Origin of the sequence: Enterobacter sp. R4-368 (genome assembly GCF_000410515.1) — a bacterium.
Classification (GTDB): Bacteria; Pseudomonadota; Gammaproteobacteria; order Enterobacterales; family Enterobacteriaceae; genus Kosakonia.
Window position 1 is genome coordinate 22,811 of record NC_021492.1, and the last position, 25,969, is coordinate 48,779.

The 25,969-nt window shown below is 53.6% G+C and carries 27 protein-coding genes and 2 pseudogenes; 18 read left to right on the plus strand and 11 right to left on the minus strand.

Going from position 1 to position 25,969, the window contains the following annotated elements:
- Window positions 1-43 precede the first annotated feature (43 nt).
- The 5 genes and pseudogenes from H650_RS23670 to H650_RS25535 form a co-directional block, all read left to right on the plus strand.
- Entirely contained in the window at window positions 44-811 is a 768-nt protein-coding gene (locus tag H650_RS23670) for an AraC family transcriptional regulator (RefSeq protein WP_016495532.1), read from the plus strand.
- Window positions 812-1,155: 344 nt separating this feature from the next.
- Complete coding sequence (locus H650_RS23675; RefSeq protein WP_016495533.1) at window positions 1,156-1,422, plus strand: hypothetical protein; 267 nt, start codon at window positions 1,156-1,158, stop codon at window positions 1,420-1,422.
- The gene (locus tag H650_RS23680) at window positions 1,419-2,057 is read left to right on the plus strand and encodes a hypothetical protein (RefSeq protein ID WP_016495534.1); all 639 of its coding nucleotides are present in this window, start codon (window positions 1,419-1,421) and stop codon (window positions 2,055-2,057) included. Before H650_RS23675 ends, H650_RS23680 begins: the two co-directional genes overlap by 4 nt.
- Complete coding sequence (locus tag H650_RS23685; protein WP_016495535.1) at window positions 2,054-2,839, plus strand: hypothetical protein; 786 nt, start codon at window positions 2,054-2,056, stop codon at window positions 2,837-2,839. The genes H650_RS23680 and H650_RS23685 overlap by 4 nt, the downstream gene beginning before the upstream one ends.
- Before the next feature lie 622 nt (window positions 2,840-3,461).
- A pseudogene (locus H650_RS25535) lies at window positions 3,462-4,342 on the plus strand (IS3 family transposase); the annotation flags it as partial.
- Between the two features lie 136 nt (window positions 4,343-4,478).
- On the opposite strand, the gene H650_RS23700 reads toward H650_RS25535, so the two are convergent.
- Window positions 4,479-4,910 (minus strand): hypothetical protein, encoded by a 432-nt coding sequence (locus H650_RS23700; RefSeq protein WP_044489868.1) that lies wholly within the window; start codon window positions 4,908-4,910, stop codon window positions 4,479-4,481.
- 165 nt (window positions 4,911-5,075) lie between these two features.
- On the opposite strand from H650_RS23700, the gene ubiA reads away from it, so the two are divergent.
- The 6 genes from ubiA to H650_RS25550 all read left to right on the plus strand — a co-directional run bounded on the left by ubiA (window position 5,076) and on the right by H650_RS25550 (window position 11,609).
- The gene (gene ubiA / locus H650_RS23705) at window positions 5,076-5,987 is read left to right on the plus strand and encodes a 4-hydroxybenzoate octaprenyltransferase (protein WP_016495538.1); all 912 of its coding nucleotides are present in this window, start codon (window positions 5,076-5,078) and stop codon (window positions 5,985-5,987) included.
- 1,129 nt (window positions 5,988-7,116) lie between these two features.
- Entirely contained in the window at window positions 7,117-9,360 is a 2,244-nt protein-coding gene (locus H650_RS23710) for a type VI secretion system Vgr family protein (RefSeq protein WP_016495540.1), read from the plus strand.
- A gap of 10 nt (window positions 9,361-9,370) precedes the next feature.
- Window positions 9,371-9,733, plus strand: coding sequence for a DUF3592 domain-containing protein (locus tag H650_RS23715; protein ID WP_016495541.1), 363 nt, complete (start codon window positions 9,371-9,373; stop codon window positions 9,731-9,733).
- 496 nt (window positions 9,734-10,229) lie between these two features.
- Window positions 10,230-10,475, plus strand: coding sequence for a hypothetical protein (locus H650_RS25540; RefSeq protein WP_016495542.1), 246 nt, complete (start codon window positions 10,230-10,232; stop codon window positions 10,473-10,475).
- Between the two features lie 76 nt (window positions 10,476-10,551).
- Window positions 10,552-11,154: a DUF8812 domain-containing protein gene (locus H650_RS25545; RefSeq protein WP_189660127.1), complete on the plus strand. Its 603-nt coding sequence runs from the start codon at window positions 10,552-10,554 to the stop codon at window positions 11,152-11,154.
- Window positions 11,151-11,609 (plus strand): DUF1311 domain-containing protein, encoded by a 459-nt coding sequence (locus H650_RS25550; RefSeq protein WP_016495544.1) that lies wholly within the window; start codon window positions 11,151-11,153, stop codon window positions 11,607-11,609. The genes H650_RS25545 and H650_RS25550 overlap by 4 nt, the downstream gene beginning before the upstream one ends.
- 271 nt (window positions 11,610-11,880) lie before the next feature.
- Here the strand turns inward: H650_RS25550 and H650_RS23730 are convergent, their stop codons facing one another.
- Window positions 11,881-12,249, minus strand: coding sequence for an STY0301 family protein (locus H650_RS23730; protein ID WP_016495545.1), 369 nt, complete (start codon window positions 12,247-12,249; stop codon window positions 11,881-11,883).
- Window positions 12,236-12,637: a BPSL0067 family protein gene (locus H650_RS25050; protein WP_071925300.1), complete on the minus strand. Its 402-nt coding sequence runs from the start codon at window positions 12,635-12,637 to the stop codon at window positions 12,236-12,238. The genes H650_RS23730 and H650_RS25050 overlap by 14 nt, the downstream gene beginning before the upstream one ends.
- A gap of 225 nt (window positions 12,638-12,862) precedes the next feature.
- Between H650_RS25050 and H650_RS23740 the strand changes: the two genes are divergently transcribed.
- Together H650_RS23740 and H650_RS25815 are read left to right on the plus strand one after the other, a co-directional pair.
- Window positions 12,863-14,010 (plus strand): IS3 family transposase gene (locus tag H650_RS23740; protein ID WP_110093710.1). Its coding sequence is split into 2 segments (ribosomal slippage): window positions 12,863-13,100 and window positions 13,100-14,010, totalling 1,149 coding nucleotides; the frame shifts between segments, so codons are not numbered across the junction.
- Window positions 14,011-14,145: 135 nt separating this feature from the next.
- Window positions 14,146-14,316 carry a hypothetical protein gene (locus tag H650_RS25815; protein ID WP_016495549.1) on the plus strand — a complete coding sequence of 57 codons (171 nt, stop codon included), beginning with the start codon at window positions 14,146-14,148 and terminating at the stop codon, window positions 14,314-14,316.
- A gap of 252 nt (window positions 14,317-14,568) precedes the next feature.
- Here H650_RS25815 and H650_RS23745 read toward each other — a convergent pair whose 3' ends face one another.
- From H650_RS23745 to H650_RS25555, 3 genes and pseudogenes are all read right to left on the minus strand, one after another.
- Window positions 14,569-15,144, minus strand: a complete 576-nt coding sequence (locus H650_RS23745; RefSeq protein ID WP_044489850.1) for a PIN domain-containing protein — start codon at window positions 15,142-15,144, stop codon at window positions 14,569-14,571.
- Window positions 15,113-15,604 (minus strand): helix-turn-helix domain-containing protein, encoded by a 492-nt coding sequence (locus tag H650_RS23750; protein WP_016495551.1) that lies wholly within the window; start codon window positions 15,602-15,604, stop codon window positions 15,113-15,115. The genes H650_RS23745 and H650_RS23750 overlap by 32 nt, the downstream gene beginning before the upstream one ends.
- Window positions 15,605-15,961: 357 nt before the next feature.
- Window positions 15,962-16,102: pseudogene (locus H650_RS25555) on the minus strand (phage integrase family protein); the annotation flags it as partial.
- 40 nt (window positions 16,103-16,142) lie between these two features.
- On the opposite strand from H650_RS25555, the gene H650_RS23755 reads away from it, so the two are divergent.
- From H650_RS23755 to cysC, 4 genes are all read left to right on the plus strand, one after another.
- Window positions 16,143-16,847 (plus strand): IS6-like element IS26 family transposase, encoded by a 705-nt coding sequence (locus H650_RS23755; RefSeq protein ID WP_001067855.1) that lies wholly within the window; start codon window positions 16,143-16,145, stop codon window positions 16,845-16,847.
- Between the two features lie 152 nt (window positions 16,848-16,999).
- The gene (locus tag H650_RS23760; protein ID WP_016495554.1) at window positions 17,000-18,091 is read left to right on the plus strand and encodes a hypothetical protein; all 1,092 of its coding nucleotides are present in this window, start codon (window positions 17,000-17,002) and stop codon (window positions 18,089-18,091) included.
- Window positions 18,092-18,107: 16 nt separating this feature from the next.
- Window positions 18,108-19,412: a 3-phosphoshikimate 1-carboxyvinyltransferase gene (aroA, locus tag H650_RS23765; RefSeq protein ID WP_016495555.1), complete on the plus strand. Its 1,305-nt coding sequence runs from the start codon at window positions 18,108-18,110 to the stop codon at window positions 19,410-19,412.
- A 23-nt stretch (window positions 19,413-19,435) separates the two neighbouring features.
- Window positions 19,436-19,948, plus strand: a complete 513-nt coding sequence (gene cysC, locus H650_RS23770; protein WP_016495556.1) for an adenylyl-sulfate kinase — start codon at window positions 19,436-19,438, stop codon at window positions 19,946-19,948.
- A gap of 444 nt (window positions 19,949-20,392) precedes the next feature.
- Here cysC and istB read toward each other — a convergent pair whose 3' ends face one another.
- The 3 genes from istB to H650_RS23785 all read right to left on the minus strand — a co-directional run bounded on the left by istB (window position 20,393) and on the right by H650_RS23785 (window position 23,849).
- Window positions 20,393-21,235 (minus strand): IS21-like element ISAav1 family helper ATPase IstB, encoded by an 843-nt coding sequence (gene istB / locus H650_RS23775; RefSeq protein WP_016495557.1) that lies wholly within the window; start codon window positions 21,233-21,235, stop codon window positions 20,393-20,395.
- Entirely contained in the window at window positions 21,225-22,757 is a 1,533-nt protein-coding gene (istA, locus tag H650_RS23780; protein WP_016495558.1) for an IS21-like element ISAav1 family transposase, read from the minus strand. The genes istB and istA overlap by 11 nt, the downstream gene beginning before the upstream one ends.
- 93 nt (window positions 22,758-22,850) lie before the next feature.
- Window positions 22,851-23,849, minus strand: a complete 999-nt coding sequence (locus H650_RS23785) for a hypothetical protein (RefSeq protein ID WP_016495559.1) — start codon at window positions 23,847-23,849, stop codon at window positions 22,851-22,853.
- A 147-nt stretch (window positions 23,850-23,996) separates the two neighbouring features.
- Here H650_RS23785 and H650_RS23790 point away from each other — a divergent pair, with 147 nt between their 5' ends.
- A complete protein-coding gene (locus H650_RS23790) occupies window positions 23,997-24,671 on the plus strand; it encodes a DNA adenine methylase (RefSeq protein ID WP_016495560.1) in 675 nt (224 codons plus the stop codon).
- Between the two features lies 1 nt (window position 24,672).
- Here the strand turns inward: H650_RS23790 and H650_RS23795 are convergent, their stop codons facing one another.
- On the minus strand, window positions 24,673-25,272 hold the full coding sequence (locus tag H650_RS23795) for a recombinase family protein (RefSeq protein WP_016495561.1): 600 nt from the start codon (window positions 25,270-25,272) through the stop codon (window positions 24,673-24,675).
- A gap of 125 nt (window positions 25,273-25,397) precedes the next feature.
- Entirely contained in the window at window positions 25,398-25,964 is a 567-nt protein-coding gene (locus tag H650_RS23800; RefSeq protein WP_003830785.1) for a TetR/AcrR family transcriptional regulator, read from the minus strand.
- Between the last annotated feature and the right edge of the window lie 5 nt (window positions 25,965-25,969).

A 25,969-nucleotide genomic window follows, 5' to 3' on the forward strand; every position in this document is an offset into this window, starting at 1 on the left:
TGGCGCTCAATTATCCTTTCAAACCGGTCAGAAGGAGGCGAATGTGCGAAACGGAAAAATTGACGATTTAGATCATCTGAATCGGGAGGTAGTAGCGCTAGGAAACGACTATGCGGAGGGATTTTTCCTGCAACCACACCAGCACCGCCGCGCGCAGCTTCTGTATGGCGCAACAGGACTGATGCACGTTTCAACCTGTGACGGAGAATGGGTGGTTCCCCCACAGCATGCGGTATGGATCCCACCCGACACCATACACGCGGTCCGGTTTGTGGGCGTTACCACCCGTAGCTTATATATTGAACCCACATACACGATGGGGTTTATTAAACACCGTCGCTGTGAAGTGGTAAGCGTATCGCCATTACTACGTCAGTTACTGCTTGAAGCGGTGGATTTGCCGCCGCTATATGAAAGCGCACGCGATTGTGCGCTGGTAAAGTTGCTATTACTGGAACTGGCGGCAATGCCGGTTCGCGAGTTCGACATTCCGCTTCCCCGACATCCGGCTCTGCTGGCGCTTTGTCAGGCGTTTTTAATCGCCCCGTCTGTTCACGATCCTGCTGAGCGCTGGGCCAGGGCGCTGTTTATGAGCGCCAGCACATTTCGCCGCCTTTTTTTACGGGAAATCGGCATGTCATTTTCAGCCTGGCGCCAGCGAGCTTGTGTGGTCCGCGCGCTGGCGTTGTTGATAACAGGCAGGCCGGTGTTTGACGTGGCGCTCTCTCTTGGATACGACAATGCCTCATCGTTCGCGACGATGTTCCGTCGCGTTACGGGGCAGACACCCTCATTTTATCATCCTGTATAATCTCAAAACGACTGCATATTCATAATGTGCACTATTCGCTCAAAGCGAACCTTCTGCCAGTTGTGAAAGATAACCCTTCGCACGAAGGTTCTTACCAGCTACTGTCTCATACATCCCTCCGAACCGGCAGCTAATAAAGATCCGACTTTGCCTTTTTCCGGATCTGCGCGGCGGGAACGCGGTCAGGGATATGAATTAAAAGAAATATGAATAAAACCATATCAGATATGATATCTGTCATTTTTGATAAAAGAATACCTGATATGATTTTTAACAGACTACATATTAATCATTCAGAATATGATTTTAACCCTTACCGCACATAACCAGACGGAGCGTGCAGGATGAAAGACGAAGTGACGTTTTCACTCAGCTATGAGCAGCTTTTGCAGGAAACGGAAGAAGAAATTAAAAGACTGGTGAATGACAACTGGAAGGGCACACGCGGATTTCTTTCCAGGTGGGAGCAGGCCAGTGGTGTGCAGACCTTCTTTACAGTCCTGGCGGCAAAGTGCACTGACGGAACGGATAAAGCACAGCAGTTAAGGGTGAGAGAGGATGAGATCCGCCTGCAGCGCCTGCTTGACTTTCGTCCGCGCGGACAATTATGATCCGCCGGCCGTCACCGCTGCAGCGCAGTATTCTCATCGTGCTGGCCGCCCTCGGTGCCAGACGTCCGGGGCCGGTGGCCACCCGGGATATCGAGCGGCTGCTGGCGCAGGGCGGCGATCGCCCGGTGTACGGGCCGAACCTGCGCGCCTCCTGCCGGCGTATGGAAGACGCGGGCTGGCTGCGCCTGCTGCGCGCGCCGAATCTGCAGCTGGCCGCTGAACTGACGGATGCCGGCCGGGCGCTGGCCACCCCGCTGCTGGCCGCCGAGCAGGAGAAGACACTGGCCCGACAGCGTGCCACCGACGTCCGGGTGCTGCCGCTGGTGCCGGCCATTGCGGAAGGCAGTCCCGGTCCGTCCGGTGACGATGTGCCGGTCTGTCTGGAGGGGGTCACGCACACCGCGTGCCGGGGGGATTTTGTGATACGCCTCGACGGCACCACCTGCCTGCAGCTGTGGAACACCGGCGGCCGGGTAACCCGGATTGCAGGCGACCCCCTGCAGGTGGCCGGCTGGCTGCAGGCCTGCCATGACGCCGGGATGGCGATCGGGGTGCGGGTCAATGAGAGCCCGGAGCCGCACGACGAGTTGCTCCCGGAGACAACGCACAAACCTGCCGGGGAGGTGCGCCCGTGAAATTCAGCCGGACAGAACGGTGGCTGCACGCCTTTTCCGTGGTGGCCTTTACCCTCCTGATCCTGATTATTCTTTTTGGCCAGACAGTGAAAGACAGTGGCCCGGCCGAGTGGCTCTCCGCCCTGCTCAATCTGGTCATGGCCGCAGCCGCCGTCGCAGCCTATCTCACTGCGCGCAGCTGGCTGCCCCAGCTGACCACCCAGGAGGGCTATAAGCTGGCGATTCATCTGGTGAACAACGAACTTATCTGGCTGGATAAACGGAACCGGCTGTTAAGCGATACCGGCTCCGTATTTGAAGTCGCCCGGGAAGCCTTTAAGGGCAGGGAAATCAGTCTGCTTACGAGGAACCGTCTGGTGGATGCCATCGCCAGGCTGGAACAGACCACGAAAGAGAGCCGGCGGCGTAGGGATGAAATCGATAATGCGATATTCCGGATGCAGACCTACGGCCTCCGTGTCGCGAACGACAGGCAGTCACCTATGGCGGATATGCTGGAGAACCACAGGAAAAGCCTCGCTTTTGCAGGAACCCTGCTGGCTATCGTCTCGAAAAATTTCAACAACCGGGGAACATCTTTCAGCCAGGAAGGCCGACTTTTCGACGAGAAGAGACGGGCCAGGCTGGCACAGCTTAACTCTGATGATACCGCCGCGCTGGCCTCCGCATCAGTGGCTTTAGAGGGGCTTACCAAGTGCTGGGCCATGATGGTGCAGGCTCACCGTGAGTTTACCGGCGAAGATCACCGGATTGGTAAGCTTTTTATTGTGAGCAAAGACTGAACTCTGCCATGAACCCCCACGGGAGCTTTTTTGCCGATCAACCGGTCAATGACCACACGCAGTACTTGCCCGGCGTCAGGCGGCGAACAGGCCGCCGAACGTAAAATTATGCGTCCCGGAAATTCCGTCGGTTCCGGCTGAACATCTATGCCAAACGGCTTCAGCCACTCCCCTTAAAAAGCACGGCAGGACGCCGTGCGTTTCCACAATTTAACTACAGGCACAGTACAGAAACGGTAACCCGCCCTGTCCGGACAGGATATATCTGTCCGGACAGGGCGGGTTGGACAAGCCCGGAGGAACCGGGCGCGGCAGCGGCCTTTCAATTGTCGGACGACAGCAAGTTATCGGCTGACATAAGCCAGGATTCACGTCAACGGGCAGGAAATGGCGGAATAGCAAAACCGCCAGGATCGGCAGCGGCATTCCACTGCCACCACCGCCCCGGTCCGTATTCCCTGTCATAGTGAGCCACCTTTTCCTGCTTCCGCCGCAGGTATTCCGGCGTGTTCATGCCAAACACTGGACTGACCCCGCCCCGGTAGACGATCCTGCCCTATAGTTGGACTGACCCCGCCCCGGTAGACGATCCTGCCCTATAGTTTGAGCATAGGAGGAGCGTATGGGCACACCACGATTTACACCTGAATTTAAGGAAGAAGCCGTCCGTCAGATAACGGAACGCGGTTATTCCGTCGCCGAAGTTTCTGACCGGCTGGGCGTTTCAGCACACAGTCTCTATAAGTGGTTACGGGCTATTAAACCCGATAACAGCGAGCAGCATGCCCGTGATTTACTGGAAGCGAAAAGCGAGATCCTGAAGCTCAGGGCCCAACTGAAGCGCACTGAGGAAGAACGGGACATACTGAAAAAGGCCGCGCGGTACTTTGCAAGGGAGCCCGACTGAAGTACCGCTTTATCAATGAGCACCGCACTGTATGGGGTGTCATGACGATGTGTCGGGTGTTGTGCGTTGCCCGGGCCGGGTTTTATGCGTGGCTGCATAACCCGGTCTCCGCGCGGGATAAAGATAACCAGCGTCTGCTGACGCTTATCCGTGACTCCTATTCACTGAGCGGAGGCGTATACGGTTACCGCCGGGTTCATGGCGACCTGAACGAAATCGGGGAAATCTGCGGTAAAAATCGGGTGGGCCGTATTATGCAACTGAACCGGATTAAAGCCGTGCGCGGCTATAAAGCTCCGCGTCGTATCGCCGGCAGACCTTCAGTGGTTGCGCCTAATCGTGTGCAGCGGCAGTTTACCGTTGTCCGGGCCAATCAGGTCTGGGTAACCGACATTACCTATATCCGCACCTGGCAGGGCTGGTTATATCTGGCGGTGGTTATCGATCTCTTCGCCCGTAACGTGGTGGGCTGGTCGATGAAACCCACTCTCTCACGCGAACTGGCGCTGGATGCGCTCATGATGGCCGTGTGGCGACGAAAACCGGACGGCGAGGTTATCGTACATAGCGAGGTCCGCCTGGAAAACGGAAAAAATCCTACGTTAAGCTTTTTTAAGCAGGCATGAAGGGCTGCTTTGAGCGAACAGCGGAAGTAGTCATTTTTGTGGTCTGTGAACTGACCCCACCCCGGTAAAACCGATCCCGGCAAAGGGGGCGGGATCGGTTTTAGTTTTAAAGGTTATGATAAAAATTAATTATGCTATTTAGATCAGTAGACCACTCGGATATCTTTCGTCCATCTTCGTTATGAGTTTCACGTTTTTCGACATAATCATTAATATTCTCTGGATTAAATCCAAGATGTTCATCCAAGAAAATCATTTTATTTTGGATAAGTACATTTTTGCCTTCAAGATACAACACCCAAGTAAATACAAAGTTTGTATGACCGGGCTCATACATAGATACTGCTAATACAGCATGATTTCCGCGCTGCAAACCCTCCTCGATGGAGCGTTTCCAACTATTCCTGTAATCTTTAATATTCCAATAAGCTAATGGAATGTTGAAGTTTTCCTTAAATTCATTAATCACGATCGATGAAGGTAGAACCATTTCATCCCATTCTTCAATCGGAGCATTTTCCGAAAAAATCCCAAACATTATTTGACCTGCTCCCCATAAATTAACATATCTCAATGTTATCAACGTCTGCTTTTGGCACGCAGCGGACATTCCGCCAGTGAACATGGATGAGATCGCATGAGATTGGAATCATTACACTATTGCATATACAGTAACTGCTTTCATCTTCAGGGTATTAACAGTATGGCTTCAGGCTCTCCTGATTTGAGTGACATTAAACACAATGACTGGGTCGACCGTTGGTTCTCACCCATACTGAGGCCGTACCTCAGGCTGGCACGCGTCGATCGCCCTGTAGGTATCTGGCTGGTATTATTCCCTTGTGTGGCAGCACTGTTTCAGGCTTCGAACGGATGGCCTGCACTGAAAGAAACGCTTATTTTTTGCCTGGGTGCTTTTCTGATGAGAAGCGCAGGTTCAACAGTCAATGATATTGCAGATCGTAACTTTGATGCGCATGTGGAAAGAACCCGTTTCCGTCCTTTGGCAAGCGGACAAATTTCAACACGTAAGGCTCTTTTTTTCTTTTTATCGCAATTGTTATGTGCTGCATCGTTGCTTTATTTCCTCGCGCCGTTTACACGTATTTTAGCTTTAGCTGTCGTGCCGCTAGTTATCATTTACCCTTTCTGTAAGCGATTTACCTACTGGCCTCAGGCCGTTCTTGGCGCTGCCTTTAACTGGGGCATGCTGATGGCATGGGCAGAGATTCAGGGAGAAATACCCTTTGGCGCAGTTTTAATTTGGCTTGGCGCGGTGGCATGGCAGATCGGGTATGACACCGTCTATGCCTACGTTGATGCAAAAGATGATGTACGGATAGGCATTCGGTCGACGGCGTTGCTGTTTGGTCCGCACGGAAAGGGCATCATAATGTTTTTCTACGCAGCTACCGTTCTGCTGTGGACATATGGCGGCTGGCTAATGCACATGAAACTGCCTTATGCCATCGTCATGATGCTGATTGCGACGCATCTGTTCTGGCAGACGTGGCGCCTTGATTTAAAGCAGCCCTCCCTCAGCTTCAATCTTTTTCTTCATAACATTCTTACTGGGGTTTTACTCGCGGTTGCTGCAATTGCTGGCACGCTCTGAAAACATAAGTTATCAGGCCAGGCTGAACTCATTTTTAATGTGGAACGTCTATGCCTGTTTCTCATAACAATTATGTCCCTTTCTGACACAAAACTGCCCCAACACAGGGCTTAAAGGGCAGTTCTGAGTGAGGATCATAAGTAGTCAATTTTGTGGTCTGCTCCCACAAAAATGACTACAGAAACAGTTGCAATTCAAAATCACCGCCAAGCGCTATCCCTCCTTTTGCTCTAACAAACGTTTTATTGCCTCCAGCTTTGCTGTCTGACGTCGCATTTCAAGCAGCCTGAGAACGTCGATTACCTGGCTTCCAGTGAATTGAGCATGGCTTAGTGTGTCCATATCCTGGTTCAGTAAATCCAGTTCATCATCAGTAATCGGTGGTCTCATTCTTTACTCCATTCCATGAGCGATTAAAAAATAAGAAGATAATCTCTCTAAAAAAGAAATCATTTTATGCCAAGAAAATCACATCGACGAGTAAGCATGAATGAAATTGTTAGTATTCCGGCAAAATGAACCATTACTTTTAGAGGGTCCCTGGCATCCCAACTTCCGCTTCGGGCACGGAGCGAACTAACTCACTGAGCAAAGGTCCGCTCTGAGCGAGAAGCGGACGTCAAAATCTCGGCGATTCAAGTTGTTTCGGGAAGTTAGCGGTTATGTTTTATCCTGAGCACGAACTTGCGCATGGGCTTCGCAATGACTTTCCGTTTATCTTGATTTGATTTTATAAATCTGAACTTCACTGAGACATTGCATCAAACAGGAATAACTAACTGCGATGTCTACCCCTACCGTTCGTGTAGCACTGTACCCTGTTCAGCCTGATTTCCGACGGAATGTGCCTGCGATACCTTCAGGGTCACGCTTCTTTAAACCCGGGAGTGCGAATTTCTATCCGGTGTTAAGAATTGTCTGTAAATAAGCCGTGACGGTTCAGGAAAACGCAGAAAGCTGTTTTCCAGTCAATTCACAATTGTAAGATAGCCATCTTGCTTTTGCGTTTCACAATATTAGCCAGAACTCGAATACCACGGCGGTGTCTGGTTCGGCATATTGATACTCACTCTGACGATGGACAGTTCAGCCATATGGCAGACGGTAAATCGTTCCACGGAGAAGATAAATGTTTAACCGCATTACGGTAACCCCTCCCGCTGGCGCTGAATCGCTATTGTTCTGGAAACTGAATGGTACGGAAGTGATGTCCCGTTCATTTACACTGAATGTGACCATGCTGAGCCAGGATGACCGTATTGATCGCAAAGCATTACTGGGAAAACCCCTGACTGTCACTGTACCGACACAAAATGTGCAACCGCGTTATTTCAACGGAAAAATAACAGAAGTAAACCTTCAGAATACTGAGCTGAACGGCGTTCGTTACGCGGTCTATCTTCTCAAAATTGAATCCGACTTATGGCCACTGCTGCGCGACCGGAATCAGCGAATTTTTCAGAGCCAGCGTGTACCCGATATTATCAAGACCATTCTGGCTGAATATGGCGTCAGAACGGAAGATAAACTTACCGGTGAATACCGTATCTGGGAATACTGTGTTCAGTATCAGGAAAGCAGCTACAACTTTATTTCCCGCCTGATGGAGCTGGAAGGGATATATTTCTTTTTCCGGCATGAGGCGGACTCTCATACGCTTGTGCTGATGGATTCGGCCGAGAATCATCATCCGGTAAGTGGCTATGAGGTCATCCCATATCACTCCAGCCTTTCGGGAGGAACAACCAGCGAAGAAGGTATAGGGCAGTGGGCTATCAGTGAGCGGGTAACCCCGGGTCTCTACAGTATTGATGACTACGATTTCCGTAAGCCCAATGCCTGGATGTTCCAGGCTCGTCAGAACCCATCGTCCCCATTACCGGGACAGATCGATTATTACGAATGGCCGGGTCGCTTTGTTGATCACCAGCACGGTGAATTTTATGCCCGTATCCGGCAGGAAGAATGGCAGGCTGAGCAGCAACGCATCGATGCCTCCGGCACTGCGCTGGGAATAACACCGGGGTATACATTTACTCTTGAGAACCCGTCAGATACAGACAAAAGCGGTGAGTATCTTGTCGTCAGTGCAGGCTACACCCTTGAAGAGAACAGCTACGCCAGTGGCAGCATGACCGACAGTGTTCATCAAATTAATTGTGCGGTCATTCCAGCAAAGACTACCTTCCGTTCCGCACAACGGACAGAATGGCCACGTACGCACGGGCCGCAAACAGCGCGTGTAGTCGGTCCACAGGGCGAATCTATATGGACTGATCGATATGGCAGGGTAAAAGTAAAATTCCACTGGGACCGACAGGCTAAAGGTGATGACACCAGTTCATGCTGGGTGAGGGTTTCAAGCGCATGGGCTGGCCAGGGTTTTGGTGGCATGCAGATCCCCCGCGTGGGTGACGAAGTGGTTATCGATTTTATCAACGGGGATCCTGACCGACCAATTATTACTGGCCGTGTCTACAATGAAGCGAGTATGCCACCGTGGGAGCTGCCTGCCGCCGCCACGGTGATGGGCTTTATGACCAGGAGTAAAGACGGCCACAAGGATAATGCCAGTTACCTTTTTTTTGAGGACAGTCCCGGACGTGAGCTTATCGATCTGCACTCAGAAAAAGATATGGCTGTATCCGTTGAAAACGATCAGAGCGTCAGTATTGATGGCAATCGCATAACTACCATTAAAAAAGAACAGACTGATGACGTAACCGGTGATGCGAGCTTCCATTACCATCAGAAACGAACAACAAACGTTGATAATGGCGAGCACACCACCATACAGAATGGGCGAAGGTTAAAGATCCTTGATGGCGGGGATTCGGTTGAAGTGACCAGTTATCGCGATACAACGATCAATGGCAGGGAGTCACATCACGTAACCGGGAAACTGACGGAAACCTATGATCAGGGACAGGAAACGACCATCGGTGCTGGTGGCCGAACCGAAACGATACACGACGGGGTGGTGATTAACGTTAACAGCGGCAACTGGACGCATAATGTCAACGACGGCACGATTACGATATTCAGTCCACAGGATATTACTCTGCGCAGCACCACGAAAATCAACCTCGACGCGCCCAACATTAAAAGTAAGGCAAAGGCACATAATGAAAGCTTTACCGGCAACTCTTTCAGCATGACTGGTCTGTCAGAAAGTTTCACCGGTGCTTCTTTTGGCTTTACAACAACAGCCATCAGCACCTCAGTGATGAGTATCTCAGCAGGGGCGTTTTCGATCAAAAACAAACCATTCGAGCTTAAACGTCACGACAATAAAATTCAGTTTGTAAGCGGGGCGGAGACAACTTTATCCGGGCTCCGGACTTTTTTTGGCACGTTAACCACATTTATTTAAGAAGATGAAAATGGCAAATTTCGCGATGTGGGGCCTGATTGTTGCCATCGCTGTAATTACGGTGGTGGTCATTATCGGTATTCGCAATTCCATCGTCTCAGCGCGCATCAACGAGGCAATAAAGAAGGAGGGAACTGAAACCTCCGCACTGATCGTTGACGCGGCTCAGCATCAAAATCAGAACGCCGAAGGCCGGCTATCCCTGAATCTTACAGTCGAATTCACCGCCGGAACGGAAAAGGTTGTGACCAAAAAAGATGTGGTGATCAAAATATTCGATGCCGATGAATTTAAACCCGGGCAGCGAGTAACGATCCGCTATAAAAATGATGCACCGTCACAAATTGTGGTGCTGGGTAATGCTGGTAATTAAGGGGCTGGCCTGGCTGTTCACATCCATCGGTCCCGGACATCTGTGCCGCGCTTTCGGTAGCCTTCGCGAATTTTACTTAACCGAAAGAACAATGCCTGGTCCCCATTAAAGGGGCCGCTTGCAAAATGTCCCTGATACGATGACATGCTTTCCATAAACCAACATAACAGGATGCTGGCAATGGCCGTTCCTGGCACGAAGCTGCCGGAGGTAAATCCAGGGGCAGCTTTGAGCGAGGAACGGGCATTTCTAACAGCATTCAGTGTGAATCAACGGGGAGCAGGTCATCAGTGCACTCGGGATATGCCGGAAGCCGGGCATTAAAGATGCGATGCTGACAATTCGCAAAAATTGTGTCTGTCTTAGCCATCCGTTTAGACCGTTGTAAAACTTTTACGGCATTTTTTGTTACAGTTTTCCCCAGTGACGCTCACAATTTTAAGATTGCATAATAGTAAAAAAATTTGTTGACGCATCAAGGGATAGGGGAGCGTTTATGAGTAGTAGAAAAAGCTACAGACCGCATATTATGCGGATAGATTCCACTCTGGGGGAGTGTGGCAACAACAAGCCAGAAGAAGTTTTGTGGTTTCAGCAAACACTCAGTGAGTCAGGTTATCAAGAACTAACCGGACGAGACGTTAAGATTACAGGCAAGTGTGACAGGGATACAATTGAAGGTATTCGCTGGTTTCAGAATATGCTCTCTATGAAGCCTGCCGGAATGATTCATCCTGGATGATATCTGGCTTCAGGAAGCTATAAATAACGTTGTTTTACAGCCATGGCGTAAGACTGTCGGGGCGGCACAGTTAAAGGTGCCTGAAGGCCAGGTTACCTTTGATGCTGAAGGGAATGATTATATATTCCCGGATTATGCTCCCAAGAGGGCACCCAAAAGACCTGACTATTTCTCCCGAATACTGCACTGGCCTGGCGATGTATCAGGCGTCACACTGGGTCGCGGTTACGACATGAAGATGCGAACTGCTGGAGAGATTTTTTCAACCTTGCGAAGTCTTGGTATAGAAGAATATCGCGCAGTGATTGCATCAAACGCAGCATATCTTAGTGGACGACAGGCAAAGGTTTTTGTCGATACCACATGGCAGCTATTTGGTGAGATAAGCTATGTGCAACAGATTGAATTATTCAAACGTTCTTACTTAGAGAAAAAGAATTACGCCAAACCTTTTTATGAAAAAACAGCAGCAAAAAAAACGAACGCACCCTCATGGGATCAACTCGACCAGAAAATAAAAGATGTCGTTGTCGATATTTTTTACCAGGGCATAAGACATCCAGCAAGTTTAATCGAGGCTGCAATTGCTGGCAGAACAGCGCTTATTAACTTCATCCGGGAAGATTCATCACTTATGCGTTATGAGTCTACAAGACACAGAATCAGGTACTTACAATGAAGAAAATAATGTTAGCGATTATTTTTTTGGCTTTAGCTCCGTCAGCCTTCAGTGCTGAAAAAGCAGATATTATTGCCGGGCCAGAAACTGATACTTGTTGGCGTAATAATGCTGACCGTGGAAAAGCTTCTGAATGCTTACACACTCTTAGTGACAAAAGCAATAAAAGCATGGATGAGCTAATTGCCAAAACAGTCGTGCAAATAAAGGAGAACAATACTGGGCCCGTATATAAAAGTAAGGATCCTCAACTGACCATTGGTGATGTCTTCAGTAAGCTTTTCCTAGAATCGCAAAATTCATGGAAAGAGTATCGCAAGAACTTCTGTTTAGGCGTTGGGTCGCAAATCGGTGAGGACACCTATGATTACTGGCCCTATATTTATCAGTGCCAAATCAATCTTAATAAGCTGCATACTGAAGAGATAAAAATGCTTCATGCCGATCTAGAGTGAGTGAGATTAGTTGCCTGCTGACTGACATTTTGTAGTTCAGCAGGCTTAATTGACCTGCTCCCCATAAATTAACATATCTCAACGTTATCAACGTCTGCGTTTGGCACTGAGCGGACCGGCGCGAAGATCGATGTCCGCTGTGAGCGAACAGCGGAAGTTCTTAATTTATCCCACAGTCGATGACGCATGTTAATAAATGGGGGAGCAGGTCATCTGTGGGAAAGGAATTGCCAGAAACACCGGCTGGGCGATATCTGGCAATTAGACGGATTTATTCACAGGAGGCGTAAAACTCTTCTTTGCTGTTTCCATACCACGCAGAACATTTCTGTGCTGTTGTGGGTACCTTTACAGTGGCAGTTTTAAGTGTTCCCTTATACTGGCAAACAAGAAATACGGACGTGTTATGCTTCTTCGCATAATCCTGAGAATCCTTAAGGGTCCATACCATTTCTTCATCCGTATCCGGTAATAGTGACGCCCTTTCTTCTGGCGGCCCAACGAAGACATCAACTAAATTCATTCGGTGTGTTTTGTTGCCTTCTTTTAAAACAGGCGGGCAGCTTACTTTTTCGGCAAAAACAGAACTGGAAAAAAGCAAGGCCACGCTACCTAAAATTAATGTTTTACTCCACGACATAGTAATTCCCTCCTACGTTTTCGGGGCGTGGTTGCTGAGTGAATCGGATTGTGCGCTGACTGACAGGATGAGGTGTTTTTATTTTTTCGCCTCGTCTATCGGTACTGTGTCCCATCCACTGATCCAGAACCTGAATCCCATTTTCATCCTGTCCAAGATAAATTGCTGCGTGGGATCTGCCATCGGTATGATTTCCGTATCGACCATCGGCATCAAACGTTGCTATTGCTGTGCCCGGGGTAATCGATGTATTTCCTTTAACCAGTGCGCCGCGTCGCCATGCTGCCGTTCGCGGCATATTGGCTGCCTTTTGAGTAAACGCCACACACTGACCACTGCCAACCGATTGCCCGATATAAGCCCGTGGCGTTGCCGCTATGTAAACCATGTCCTTTGTTCCTGTGTGGATTAGTGCGTCCATATTCTTTTACATGCTGGATTACAGGCAAGCAGGTAATGAGTGAGAATGTCTGATTGAGATTATTCCTGGTCGGCGTCGACACTTTGACCTGCTCTCCATAAATTAACATATCTCAACGTTATCAACGTCTGAATCGCCACGGGTTTAACAGACACCTCAGAGTCATTTAAGATGGCTTAAAGAGAGGTGCCCATGAGCGGTAAGCGTTATCCCGAAGAGTTTAAAACTGAAGCAGTCAAACAGGTTGTTGATCGCGGTTATTCTGTTGCCAGCGTTGCAACACGTCTCGATATCACCACCCACAGCCTTTATGCCTGGATAAAGAAGTACGGTCCGGATTCTTCCACTAATAAAGAACAGTCAGATGCTCAGGCCGGGATCCGCCGTCTCCAGAAAGAGCTGAAACGGGTTACCGACGAACGGGACATATTAAAAAAAGCCGCGGCGTACTTCGCAAAGCTGTCCGACTGAGGTACGCCTTTATCCGTGACAACTCCTGTTGCTGGCCTGTTCGCCTGCTCTGTCGGGTGCTGGATGTTCATCCCAGTGGTTTTTACGCCTGGCTTCAGCAGCCGCATTCACAACGCCATCAGGCAGACCTGAGACTGACAGGACAGATTAAACAGTTCTGGCTGGAATCGGGATGCGTCTATGGTTATCGCAAAATCCATCTGGATCTGCGTGACAGCGGGCAACAGTGCGGAGTAAACAGAGTCTGGAGACTGATGAAACGTGTCGGAATAAAGGCTCAGGTCGGATACCGAAGCCCGCGGGCACGTAAAAGCGAGGCCAGTATCGTGTCACCCAACAGGCTCCAGCGACAGTTCAATCCGGATGCTCCTGATGAGCGTTGGGTAACGGACATAACCTACATCAGGACCCACGAAGGCTGGCTGTATCTTGCCGTTGTTGTTGATCTGTTCTCACGCAAAATTATCGGCTGGTCCATGCAATCCCGGATGACAAAGGACATTGTCCTGAACGCACTGCTGATGGCTGTATGGCGGCGTAATCCCGAAAAACAGGTGCTGGTTCATTCGGATCAGGGCAGTCAGTACACAAGCCATGAGTGGCAGTCGTTCCTGAAATCACACGGCCTGGAGGGTAGCATGAGCCGTCGCGGTAACTGCCATGATAATGCGGTTGCAGAAAGTTTTTTCCAGTTGTTGAAACGTGAACGGATAAAGAAAAAGATCTACGGAACGCGGGAAGAAGCCCGCAGTGATATTTTTGATTACATCGAGATGTTTTATAACAGTAAGCGTCGGCATGGTTCTAGCGATCAGATGTCACCGACAGAATATGAAAACCAGTATTATCAACGGCTCGGAAGTGTCTAGATTATCCGTGGCGATTCAGTCAGGCATTCTCGTCCGTTAAATATTTCGTGCTTAAAATGAAACGATAAAGTCAAAAATGGTATAATAAGAGAGCCAGAAATGGATTCTGGTGAATAAATATAAAAGGGACAAAATATGTCAAAAATAGAAAGGATTAAAATCCTTAAAGAAATACAGAGCTTATATAGTAAAGCATTGGCGGAACATGCCACCTTACGTGAACCAACCATATTTCAGCAATTCTTACAGGATCGCTTGTTTGCTGGCTTTGACCGCGTAACGGCAGAACTTGCTGCCTTGCTTTAAAGGTAATCTGTATTGGTAAAAATTTCGGGCTCACGCTCTTGTCAAAGGCCGCTACTGCGGCCTTTTTTTGTGCGTCATTGGAATTTCTGGATATTCTGTCCAGGTGCTACTTCCTGAATCACCACGGATAATTTTGATACTTCTGAACCGTTGATTTGGTGCTTTTTTAATAACATCCATTACCGGCGCAGCTGCGCCGGAATGCTTGCCAAGCTGCTATGTCACTTGGCTAATGGACTAAAACTCTGTCATTCAAATGAGTATTTTTGATTTTTCTAATTCAGTTACGGTTAAGGGAAGCTGTTGCCTGAATAAACAATCCAGATATGCGTCGACGCCCATTGCCGGTCTTGACATGCTAGTCCTGGCCCGGTTAACCGCTTTTAAAACATGTGCAGCATTCAGATCCAGCAAATCCACGATAAAATCGTCTGGATGCATGGCTTCAATGCCATACTGATTCAACTCACTAGGCGGAAAATCTTTGAGATTAGCGGTGACAATTATCTCCGAATGAGATTTTATGGCAGCAGCGAGAACGTGCCTGTCATCAGGGTCAGGTAATGTCAATCCGCCAATAATAGATTGATAATTAGTCACATTTGCATCTGGTAATGCCTTGTTCATCAGTTGCACTGTGCGCTCTAACTTAGCCGCGTCATAACCAGGATTGTTTGCTAATAAGTTACGCGTCCACTCGTTCTGAATATCCGCCGTCCACTTAGGTTGGCATAAATCAGTTAAACCAATATGCATCAACAGGTTGCGTAGTGGCGACGGATACAGGACACATGCGTCAAAAACTACCGGGTAGGGAGTGTGTATCATTTTGTTCCTCAAGCTCCTGGCTGAGGTCGGACAATTCTTTCATTGCTGCGAGACTTTCTTGAAGTCGCTGATCCTTGTATCTGATCACATCAGCAAAGAAGACTCTACGGTGCCGACCGGTTTTATGATAAGGCAGTAATCCATCCTCAAGCAGTTTCACCAGATGAGGACGTGAAACGTTCAGTAAGTTGGCTGCCTCCTGCGTTGTTAATTCAGCTTGCACAGGAACTACCTGTACAGCGTTACCAGATGCGAGTTCTCCAAGAATGCTTAACAGCAGACGAAGTGCCGAAGTGGGTAATTCGATCTGATGGGCTACATCCTGCGCATCCTTAATGGATATTTTCTGTGTCTCAAATTTAGTAACTAAATGTTCTGCAAGTGCTTTCTGGCTACGTATTGCGATATCAATCTCCTGTTTAGCCGGAAGGCTTACTTTATCTAGAGTTGAAATGGTCATGTTCATTATTCCAATTGAGTGTTTCTACGGTTTCTACGGTTTCTACGGTTTCTGTGGTTTCTACGGTTTCTACGGTTTCTACGGTTTCTGCGGTTTCTACGGTTTTTCGGTTTCTAGGTTTTCTACGGTTGTTTAAGTAAACAGTATTTCATCTTGAATAGAGGCTATACGAAACAAACGAAAAACGCAATATTCGAAACGAAATATTCGAAACAACGCTTACTTGTTGAAGGTATTCACTTGCGATAGGTGGTATAAAATGGGTATGCCCAATGGGGCTGCAGGACCGGTGCAGGAATGGAGGGGATATGTGGGTCATATGAACCATTCATCTGTTACTCCTGCAACTGTGACCAGCTATAAGTGGCCTTTCAGCAGGGCCACGGCATCCGCGCCGGGCATCTGGAACTGCACCCGGTGCCGTGCCGCGACATCGAGCGCAAACACTTTCGTGTACACCTCAGTGGAACTGACCGGCACTGTTGCAAATAGTCGGTGGTGATAAACTTATCATCCCCTTTTGCTGATGGAGCTGCACATGAACCCATTCAAAGGCCGGCATTTTCAGCGTGACATCATTCTGTGGGCCGTACGCTGGTACTGCAAATACGGCATCAGTTACCGTGAGCTGCAGGAGATGCTGGCTGAACGCGGAGTGAATGTCGATCACTCCACGATTTACCGCTGGGTTCAGCGTTATGCGCCTGAAATGGAAAAACGGCTGCGCTGGTACTGGCGTAACCCTTCCGATCTTTGCCCGTGGCACATGGATGAAACCTACGTGAAGGTCAATGGCCGCTGGGCGTATCTGTACCGGGCCGTCGACAGCCGGGGCCGCACTGTCGATTTTTATCTCTCCTCCCGTCGTAACAGCAAAGCTGCATACCGGTTTCTGGGTAAAATCCTCAACAACGTGAAGAAGTGGCAGATCCCGCGATTCATCAACACGGATAAAGCGCCCGCCTATGGTCGCGCGCTTGCTCTGCTCAAACGCGAAGGCCGGTGCCCGTCTGACGTTGAACACCGACAGATTAAGTACCGGAACAACGTGATTGAATGCGATCATGGCAAACTGAAACGGATAATCGGCGCCACGCTGGGATTTAAATCCATGAAGACGGCTTACGCCACCATCAAAGGTATTGAGGTGATGCGTGCACTACGCAAAGGCCAGGCCTCAGCATTTTATTATGGTGATCCCCTGGGCGAAATGCGCCTGGTAAGCAGAGTTTTTGAAATGTAAGGCCTTTGAATAAGACAAAAGGCTGCCTCATCGCTAACTTTGCAACAGTGCCGTACCCCAACAGGCTACTGACGAGCGCCATCGCATCGCTGGAGGCCGCACGAATCAGGGAAATTCAAGGCCCAATCATCTAGATGGGGGCGAGAGGAAAAATGCGGCAACTGGCTTCGATTCGGTTCATCGCAGATGGGACCACCTACGACCACCACGGACTCAATTGCTGGCGTGTCAGCAAAGGGTTGGCTGTTGAGCATCTGCTTCCCTACGGCTACGAGGCTTATAATTTCGCGCTGGCAACGATCGATCATTACATTACAGGGAGCCCTTCTTCGCGCTCGGTCGAATCGATGTTCTTTGGTGCGGGAGAAACGCAATGCATTGCCGAAGCACTCGGCATCTCCTTGGAAGTAGCGGCCGTCCCTGCGGCACTGGGTGCCACGCTCAAGTCCCTGCTCGAGGCGGGGCAGCCCGTGTTAGTGCCATGCGTCAAAGGCCCGGAACTGAAATTCGCCGCGAACACGGCTGGAACTCATTTGATATTGGTCCGCGCTCTCGACGAGGAGACGGGCGTCATTGGAACCGTTGACAACTCACAGCTCATCGGCCTCATAAAAGCTGCGCACGCACAGCGTCTCTTTGATTTGCTAGGCGCGGAGTTCGACTCCGGCAAGAGGACTCTGTACGACGTCCTTGGTGACGTCTATGCCGAGCACTTCGACACCCTCGGGCGCCTATCTCTGTTCCATGAGCAATTGTTTAGCGAAGCGACGCACGGGGCGCCCTATGTTCTCACCGCCAGAGTTCGACGCGACTTCCGAGCCCTGCCATCGGTTGAAACGGTCGTGGCAAACGCCATTGGGCGAATCGAATCGGTTAGTACTGCGGTCGAACGTAAGGCCGTTCTCGTCGGCGAGGCTTTTCGTGCCGCCCAAGGCAACGAAGATCGCCTGACCAAAACGCTGCGCTTCCTCGCCAACCAGCGGAGCTGGGCAAGATGGTTGGGGACCATTCTCATGCGAAGTGGATTTTGCCAGCCCGCCGATGTAAACTCGCTGCATCACCTCGCTGACCAGGCGGCACAAGGTTGGCGTGACTATTTCCTGCGGGCGGCCATCGGTCGCCGAGCCGCGGAGTCGGTAAGGGTCGTGGAAGAAAGCGAACAGAGGCTGATCGAATTCATCCGGGGCCGCTGCGCTCCAATGTTGTCAATAAACAATCCCGATAGCGAGAAATTCGCAGTCTAATTCTAGCGAGGCACAAATGAAGGTTACGTTTTCCGGCCGTCTGACCCAAAACCCGACAGTGATTGAGGTTCCTGGCGACAAGTCCATCTCTCACCGCGCGGTGATGCTCGGCTCTCTGGCTAAAGGGGTTACCACGGTTCGGAAGTGCTTGCTGGCAGCAGACGTGGTCAGCACCATCGGAATGATGCGAGCCATGGGAGTAAGCATTGAGATTGCGAACGGGCAGGTAACCATCACTGGGGCCGGCGAGAGTGGGCTCACGCGGCCAAATGCGGAACTGGACGCGGGCAACGCGGGTACTGCGATGAGGCTTATGGCCGGAATCTTGGCCGGGCAGCCCTTCGAAAGCGTGCTGGTTGGAGACCATTCTTTGTCGAAACGGCCGATGGGGCGTGTGGCGACCCCCCTTGGCCAAATGGGGGCGCAAATTCAGCTGTCAGCTTCCGGGACCGCTCCGATGAGGATCACCGGCACGCCAAAGCTTCGGGGCATCACTTACGATTTGCCCGTGGCCAGCGCCCAGGTGAAGTCGGCGGTACTGTTGGCCGGCCTCTATGCGGATGGAGCCACCACCGTGATAGAAAGGAAACCCACCCGCAACTACACGGAAACCATGGTGGCCGCCTTCGGAGGCAACGTCTCCGTCAACGGGCAAGAAATCCAAGTGGAGCGAAGCAGCCTGAAGGGCCGGGACGTTGTTGTTCCCGGCGACATATCGTCCGCAGCCTTTTTTATGGTGGCGGCTGCTATCAATCCTGGCGCCTCAATTACCATCAGGAACGTGGGAATAAATCCGACACGCACCGGCATTGTGGACGCACTGCGGCTCATGGGCGCGCGGGTAGAGCTTTCGGACCGCCGCAGCTCTGGTGGAGAGGAAGTCGCTGATATAACGGTCACCGGTGCCGAGCTGTCCGGAATCGAGCTCGACGCGGACATCGCGCCCCGGATGATCGACGAGTTCCCCGTGTTCTTTATTGCCGCGGCGTTTGCCAACGGGACCACTGTAGTGCGCGGAGCGGAGGAGCTCAGAGTTAAGGAAAGTGACCGTATTGAGACCATGCTCGTCGGGTTGCGCCAGCTTGGCGTAGTCGTCGAATCCAAGCCCGACGGCGCCGTGATATCGGGCGTGGGCAGTCGAATGCTCAAGGGCGGTGTCTCAATTGAGACGGCGTACGACCACCGAATCGGGATGGCTTTCGCCATCGCCAGCTCCCGCTGCGAAGACGGGATAACAGTCGTGGATGCGGAGGCGATCGGGACGTCGTTTCCGGGCTTTGGAGATCTGTGCGCCGGCTGCGGTCTGGCGAGCTCGCAATAAGCAATCTCATCACGAGGGGCGTTATGCGCACAGTTTGGATCACGGGCCTGAGCGGAGCGGGCAAGACAACGCTGTCGGCAGCTATTGCTCGCCAGCTTCGAGTGCGCGGTTGTCCAGTATGCCTCTTGGACGGTGACGTTGTACGGCAGGGCCTGAGTCGAGACTTGGGCTTTGCGCCTGCTGACCGAACTGAGAATGTGCGCCGGGTCGCGGAGGTTGCAAGGCTGGCCAACAACTGTGACATATTCGCAGCCGTCGCGCTCGTTTCCCCCTTTGAGGAGGACCGTAGAGCCGCACGGGACATCATCGGGCCCGACCGATACGTCGAGGTATTCCTTGATGTCCCCCTGTCAGTTTGTGAGGCTCGGGATGTCAAGGGGCACTACCGAAGAGCACGCGCTGGGACTCTACGCGCCTTTACCGGCGTGTCTCAGATTTACGAGGCCCCGAAAGCCCCGCAGATTTGTATCAGCGACCCCGGGTTCGATATTGAGGCCACAGCAGCCGACATCATACGACGCGTCACGGGCACGTGACGTCGCAGAAGACGACCGCCTGGAGGACTAGGGTCATTGTCTGCCGGCGGCGCGCAGGCACCTCTTTTAGATTCCTATCTCTGAGGGTCCAAAGCGCCCCTCACACTGCTTCCGTGCGGAAAGAGGGCCGCGTCCTGAGAGATCTCCGCACGACCGACACGGTCTCGCAGCACCTCTCGAGCTTGTGCGCGTGATCGGACAAAGAACGAATTGCGGTGCAGTCTGCCTGGATGCGAACGCGCCGATCGGCTCTCCAGATCACACAAACCTCAGGCGGTAACCGCCGACACTTGATTCTATTGTCGATGCGCCGCGCAAGCGGGCGAAGCTACTCGCGTGTGCGCAACCGGACTGCGTGCCACTCTGCACAAAATAACATTCTGGCGCTTCGTGTGTTGAATCACGAGCAAAACTGAGCCAGGCGTCACGTCCAAAACTGAGCCACTAAGTTGACGAAGAAATGGACTGTTCGGATGTGGATAAGTCTACTGCGTGATCTGTCTGGGGTGCTCCTTTGGCCGTTTTGGTTCGTGTGGCTCTGATGATCGAAGACGGTTGTGCAGTCGAGTGCCTGAAGCGCCAGCTCTGGTTGCCGGTTTCGACGATGTGGCAGTGATGGGTGAGTCGGTCGAGTAGCGCGGTGGTCATCTTGGCGTCGCCGAACACGCTGGCCCACTCCGAGAACGACAGGTTGGTGGTGACGACCACGCTGGTGCGCTCGTACAGCTTGGACAGCAGGTGGAACAGCAAGGCCCCACCGGCTTGACTGAAGGGCAAATAGCCCATCTCGTCGAGGATGACGAGATCCACGTACATGAGCCGATGTGCCAGTTGCCCGGCCTTACCTTGAGCTTTCTCGGCCTCCAGCAGATTGACCAGCTCGACGGTCGAGAAGAAGCGCACCCGCTTACCATGTGCACGGATGGCATGAACACCCAGGCTTGTGGCAAGGTGTGTTTTGCCCGTGCCAGGGCCGCCCACGAAGACCACGTTGTGGGCTGAGTCGATGAACTTGAACTCGTGCAGCTGACGCACCAGCGCCTCGTCCACCTGCGCCTGATCAAAGGCAAAGCCAGCCAGGTCGCGGTGGTGCGGGAATCGGGCCGCCCGCATCTGGTAGGCCATGGAGCGCACTTCCCGATGTGCACCCTCGGCCTTGATGAGCTGATGCAGCAGGGCTTCGTGGTCGAGCGATTTGAGCCGGGCGATGCCCAGCAGTTCCGGCCAGGCACTGGCCATGCCGTGCAGGCTCAAGCCCTTGAGGCTTGCTGCGATGTCATTGGACATGGTCATCCTCCTGGGACTGGCGCAGGCTGTCGTAGCGCGACACGTCGGCCTGAGGCGGCTCGTGCAGCGTCAGTGAAGGCAAGGCTGCTTCAGGCAGGCTTTGCACGGCTTGGGGCTCCTTGAGCCTGGCCAGCACGTTGAGCACATGGTCTGCGCTCACGCGGCCCGATTGCAGCGCCAACTCCACGGCCACCAGCACGTCATCGAGCCCGTGCAGGGTGATGGCCATGAGCACCTGGGCCATCACCCGGTCGCCGCCAGGGTGGCGAAGCAGGTGCGCTTGCAGATGCTGCAAGGGCTCGGGCATGGTCTTGAAGGGGGCGCCGTTGCGCAAAGCGCCGGGCTTGCGTTCGAGCAAGCTGACGTAGTGCCGCCAGTCGTACAAGGTCTGGCCACGCTCGAAGCTGCGCGGCAGGCTCACCGGCTGTTCTGGCGATTCCGAGTTGGCACCGACCACCACCAGGCGATCGGGATAAGCCCGCACGCTGACACTGGTGTGGGCCCACTCGCATGGCACGCTGTAGCGATTGCGCTGGTAGTGGATCAGCGAGGTGGCTGTGACCCTGGCCATCTGCTCGACATAGCCATCAAATGGCGCAGGGTTGGGCATCAGGTGCGTCTGCTCTTGCTGCCAGACGTCGGCGATCGTCAGCTCTGGCCACTCGGGGTGAGGCAGCTCATGCCAGGCGTCCAGGCAAGCCTGGTGCAGCCACGCATTGAGGCTCTCCAGGTCGGGCCAGCGGCGTTCCGCTGCCTCCATCCAGATGCCACGACGGCGATCCTGCACGTTCTTCTCGACGATACCCTTCTCCCAGCCAGCGGCGCGGTTGCAGAACTCTGGCTCGAACAGGTAGTGACCCGTCATGGCCTCGAAGCGCGCATTGACGGTGCGGCTCTTGCCCTGACCAACCTTGTCGACGGCGGTCTTCATGTTGTCGTAGATGCCCCGGCGCGGCACGCCACCAAAAGCCGCAAAGGCTCGGGCATGGGCGTCGAACAACATCTCGTGGGCCTGGCTGAAATAGGCGGTGAGCATGAAGGCCCGACTGGCCGCCAGCTTGGTGTGCGAAGCCTCCAGGCGTTTGCGCAGGCCGCCCACGAACAGGTACTCGCAGCTCCAGTCGAACTGGAAGGCCTCGCCCATCTCGAAACTCATGGGTACGAAGGCCATTCGGGTTGGCGCGTCGGACTGTGCCTGCTGCCAGCGCTTGGCGAACTCATAGACCGGGCCTCGGCTGCCAGGGTAGCCCACGGCCTGCAGTGCCCGGAACATGGCCTTGATGCCACGGCGCTCGCGCTTGTTGCGGTGGCTGTCGGCCTTTAGCCAGGTGGCCAGCTGTTCCTTGTAGGGATCGAGAACGCTGGGAAGAGAGGCCCGCTTGGGGTAGCGGGGCTCGACCATCTCGTCGGCCTCGAGCCACTTGGCGGCTGTATTGCGGGAGATGCCCAGCCTTCGGCTGGCTTCGCGCACGCTCAGGTGGTCACGGTGGACCATGCGGCGCAATTTGCTCAATGTGCTCACGTTGATCACTCCTGCACCCCACTGCTGCAAAAAACAGCAGGGTAGGTGGATAACGTGGCTCAAAATTGGGCGTGACGGATGCCCTTTAGTGGCTCAGTTTTGCTCGTGATTCAACAGACTGGGTTTCCATTCAGTCGGAGGGCGCTCCTCGCGTTTGTTGGGGTCGGAACGGCCGTCGTTGTCCCGATCCCATTTCAGTTCGGTGAAGGGCGGCTTCCAGTCGCAGCTCAATAGCCGCGTGACGAAGATCCTTGGGCGCTCTTCACTGCCAAGTGGTATCCCAAGAAACGTGACTTCTTCAGTGCCTTGGAACGGCGGTAGCGCCCTTATGCGTCGCTCATGCGAAGGCTCGTTGGCAGCGGCGGTACTCAGGAATATCGCCTGGGCTTGGCCGAGGGCGTACTCGTCGAAGGCGAACCTCGCCAGGAACCGGGCATCCGCATCCAGCATCCATTTCCGCAGCCACAGGACCGCTTTCCCGTCAGTCCTCGAGATAGCCGTCTTGCTGGGATTCCAAAGGTAGGCGCCGGGATCAAGAAAACGGTCCTTCAAGAAGTACTTTGCCAGTACATCTGACGTGGCGTAGAAAAAGCGGAACACCTCGACGCAGGGGATGACTAGCGCATAGGGGTCTTCGCCAGATCCGAATGCGACAAACAGTCCATGACGATCATGGTCGCTGAGCTGGCTTGCCCACTTGGCGCGAACGGGAACCACATAGTTGCCTTGGTCGTCCTTGTGGTCGCGAGTGATTACTGTGATGTTCGACCTATCGCAGTTGATCTCCCGGCGCATCCAGCGCTCGAATTCGAGCCGGTCCACGAGGTCGTTCGCGAGGCGTCCGTCATGCAGGACAGCGTTGAGATGAAGGCGCGGAAGCTCGCCAACGGGCACGAGCATCCGCCGCTGACGTCCCGTGACCCTGCCCCAATCCACAGGGGAGTCTTCCCAGTTGGCCAATTCCGCCAGGTCCGCACGGATAAGGAGGTCGCCGGCAGCTGCGGCTGGATTTTCGGTCAGTGCGCCGAAGCTGGTTATTCGCCAATAGCCTGGCAGGAGCAGGCTTTCGTGCTGGACCGGTTCTTTAGCCATGGCTCACGCATTCGCAACAAGCGTTGGCTATTTACACGGATCGCGGCACATTCGCAAATAGCGAAGTCTTTCAGACCGGCTTCCCTTGACAGCATCGCCATTTCTGACGATGCTGGCCAAGTCCCGATTTACTCCAGGAAGAAGGCCATGAGATACCCCGGCGGCAAGGGCGGTGCCGGCGTCTACCAGACGATCATCAACAACATCCCGCCTCACGACACGTACATCGAAACGCACCTGGGCGGCGGCAACATCCTGGAGCGCAAGCGGCCCGCTGCCCGCAGCGTCGGCATCGACGTTGATCCCGAGGTGATCGAGGTCTGGCAGCAGCTCGACGTGCCCGGCCTGGAGCTGCACCACGGCGACGCCGTGGCTTGGCTGGAGTCCCACCCGTTCACCGGCTCCGAGTTCGTCTACGTCGATCCGCCCTACGTGATGGACAGCCGGCGCGGCGGCAAGCTCTACCGCCACGAATACGACGACGCCGACCACCTGCGGCTGCTCGACGTGCTGGCCGGCCTGCCGTGCGCGGTGATGGTGTCGGGCTACAGCTCAACGATCTATGACAGCTCTCCCTTGGCGTCATGGAGAACCATCGAGTTCAACGCGATGACGCGCGGCGGCATCGCCATTGAAAGGCTCTGGATGAACTACCCCGAGCCGGCCGAGCTGCACGATCTGCGCTACCTCGGCAGCAACTTCCGCGAGCGCGAGCGCATCAAGCGGAAGAAAGCCCGCTGGCAAGCGAAGCTCGCCAAGCTCGATCCGCTGGAGCGGGCGGCGATCATGGAATGCCTGCGCGAGCTGGAGGCGGCCGAGTAGGTCACGCCTGCGCCTGGTTGTGCAGCGCCCATACGCGCTTGACCTGGCTTTCACTGCACCCGGCCAGCCTGGCCGTCTCTGGAATGCTGTGGCCTGCGGTGCGCAGCGCCACGATGCGTTCATGCACCTTCGTGTTGGCCTTGCGGCCGGTGTAGCGGCCGGCGTCCTTCGCCAGCTCGACGCCCTGCCGCTGCCGCTCGCGGCGATCCTCGTAGTCGTCGCGGGCCATCTGCAACGCCAGCTTCAAAAGCATGTCCTGGATCGACTCCAGCACCACCTTTGCCACGCCCTTCGCCTCGGCGGCCAGGTCGGACAGATCGACCACGCCAGGGACAGCCAGGCGCGCGCCCTGGGCGCGGATCGAGGCCACGAGGCGTTCGGCCTCGGGCAGCGGCAGGCGGCTGATGCGGTCGATCTTCTCCGCAACGACGACTTCACCGGGTTGCAGGTCGCCGATCATGCGCAGCAGCTCGGCGCGATCGGCGCGAGCGCCCGAAGCCTTCTCGCGGTAGATGCCGGCGACGTAGAAGCCGGCGGCCCTGGTGCTCTCAACGATGGCGGCCTGCCTGGTCAAGTCCTGCTCGTCGGTGCTGACGCGCAAGTAGATGCGCGCGACCTTGAAGGCGACGCCGGCGGCCTGGTGCTCGGTCGGTTCAGATCAGCAATGCACCATCACCGTGAAAGCGCCGGCAGCACCGGCGCAGTAGGGTTGTGGGGGGACACCAGTTATTTCGGGAGGTTTTCTTCCGCCTCAACAGGTCCGGCGGCCATCGCGACGAGGCGCGCCGCGATACGCTTGCGCAGTTGCTCGGGGAGCGGGCGCGACGACAGCGCCTCGTGAATCCACAGCCCATCGGCGGCAAGGCGCGAAATGAACCTGTCCAACTCGGCAGCGTCGTTTCCAATCGGCGCAGGAGGTGCCCAGCGGTCGATGACCTGTTGCCACAGATCGCCAAGCTGCCGATTGTCGGAGCTTTCCAGTATGAGCAGCAGTTCGACCCGCCGGGCAGCTCTTGCGCAGGTGTTGATGTAGGCGGCGTGTCGTTCGGCGTCTGTCGCCCTGTCCGAGGTGTTGCCGGCGCTCGCTTCCAGCTCCTGTTCCCATGAGCGAGTCAGATGCTCATGGGTGGCGAGGATCAGGGCTTCGCGCGACGGGAAATGATACAGAAGGCCGGCGCGTGTCATGCCGGTTTCGAGCGCTACGGCGTCGAGGGTGACGGCGGTGAGGCCGTCACGCTCGATGATGCTCACAATGGCTTCAAGCACTTCGAGGCGCTTGCTGGCTCTCGCCATGTCGG

Coding starts and splice junctions, on each gene's coding strand:
- H650_RS23675 (WP_016495533.1), top strand. CDS start 1,156: ATGAAAGACGAAGTGACGTTTTCACTCAGCTATGAGCAGCTTTTGCAG.
- H650_RS23730 (WP_016495545.1), bottom strand. CDS start 12,249: ATGTCGTGGAGTAAAACATTAATTTTAGGTAGCGTGGCCTTGCTTTTT.
- H650_RS23745 (WP_044489850.1), bottom strand. CDS start 15,144: ATGATACACACTCCCTACCCGGTAGTTTTTGACGCATGTGTCCTGTAT.
- istB (WP_016495557.1), bottom strand. CDS start 21,235: ATGTCCAATGACATCGCAGCAAGCCTCAAGGGCTTGAGCCTGCACGGC.
- H650_RS25550 (WP_016495544.1), top strand. CDS start 11,151: ATGAAGAAAATAATGTTAGCGATTATTTTTTTGGCTTTAGCTCCGTCA.
- H650_RS25540 (WP_016495542.1), top strand. CDS start 10,230: ATGAGTAGTAGAAAAAGCTACAGACCGCATATTATGCGGATAGATTCC.
- ubiA (WP_016495538.1), top strand. CDS start 5,076: ATGGCTTCAGGCTCTCCTGATTTGAGTGACATTAAACACAATGACTGG.
- H650_RS23760 (WP_016495554.1), top strand. CDS start 17,000: ATGCGGCAACTGGCTTCGATTCGGTTCATCGCAGATGGGACCACCTAC.
- H650_RS23680 (WP_016495534.1), top strand. CDS start 1,419: ATGATCCGCCGGCCGTCACCGCTGCAGCGCAGTATTCTCATCGTGCTG.
- H650_RS25050 (WP_071925300.1), bottom strand. CDS start 12,637: ATGGTTTACATAGCGGCAACGCCACGGGCTTATATCGGGCAATCGGTT.
- H650_RS23710 (WP_016495540.1), top strand. CDS start 7,117: ATGTTTAACCGCATTACGGTAACCCCTCCCGCTGGCGCTGAATCGCTA.
- H650_RS23790 (WP_016495560.1), top strand. CDS start 23,997: ATGAGATACCCCGGCGGCAAGGGCGGTGCCGGCGTCTACCAGACGATC.
- H650_RS23785 (WP_016495559.1), bottom strand. CDS start 23,849: ATGGCTAAAGAACCGGTCCAGCACGAAAGCCTGCTCCTGCCAGGCTAT.
- H650_RS23700 (WP_044489868.1), bottom strand. CDS start 4,910: ATGTTTGGGATTTTTTCGGAAAATGCTCCGATTGAAGAATGGGATGAA.
- aroA (WP_016495555.1), top strand. CDS start 18,108: ATGAAGGTTACGTTTTCCGGCCGTCTGACCCAAAACCCGACAGTGATT.
- H650_RS23715 (WP_016495541.1), top strand. CDS start 9,371: ATGGCAAATTTCGCGATGTGGGGCCTGATTGTTGCCATCGCTGTAATT.
- H650_RS23800 (WP_003830785.1), bottom strand. CDS start 25,964: ATGGCGAGAGCCAGCAAGCGCCTCGAAGTGCTTGAAGCCATTGTGAGC.
- H650_RS23755 (WP_001067855.1), top strand. CDS start 16,143: ATGAACCCATTCAAAGGCCGGCATTTTCAGCGTGACATCATTCTGTGG.
- H650_RS23750 (WP_016495551.1), bottom strand. CDS start 15,604: ATGACCATTTCAACTCTAGATAAAGTAAGCCTTCCGGCTAAACAGGAG.
- H650_RS25815 (WP_016495549.1), top strand. CDS start 14,146: ATGTCAAAAATAGAAAGGATTAAAATCCTTAAAGAAATACAGAGCTTA.
- cysC (WP_016495556.1), top strand. CDS start 19,436: ATGCGCACAGTTTGGATCACGGGCCTGAGCGGAGCGGGCAAGACAACG.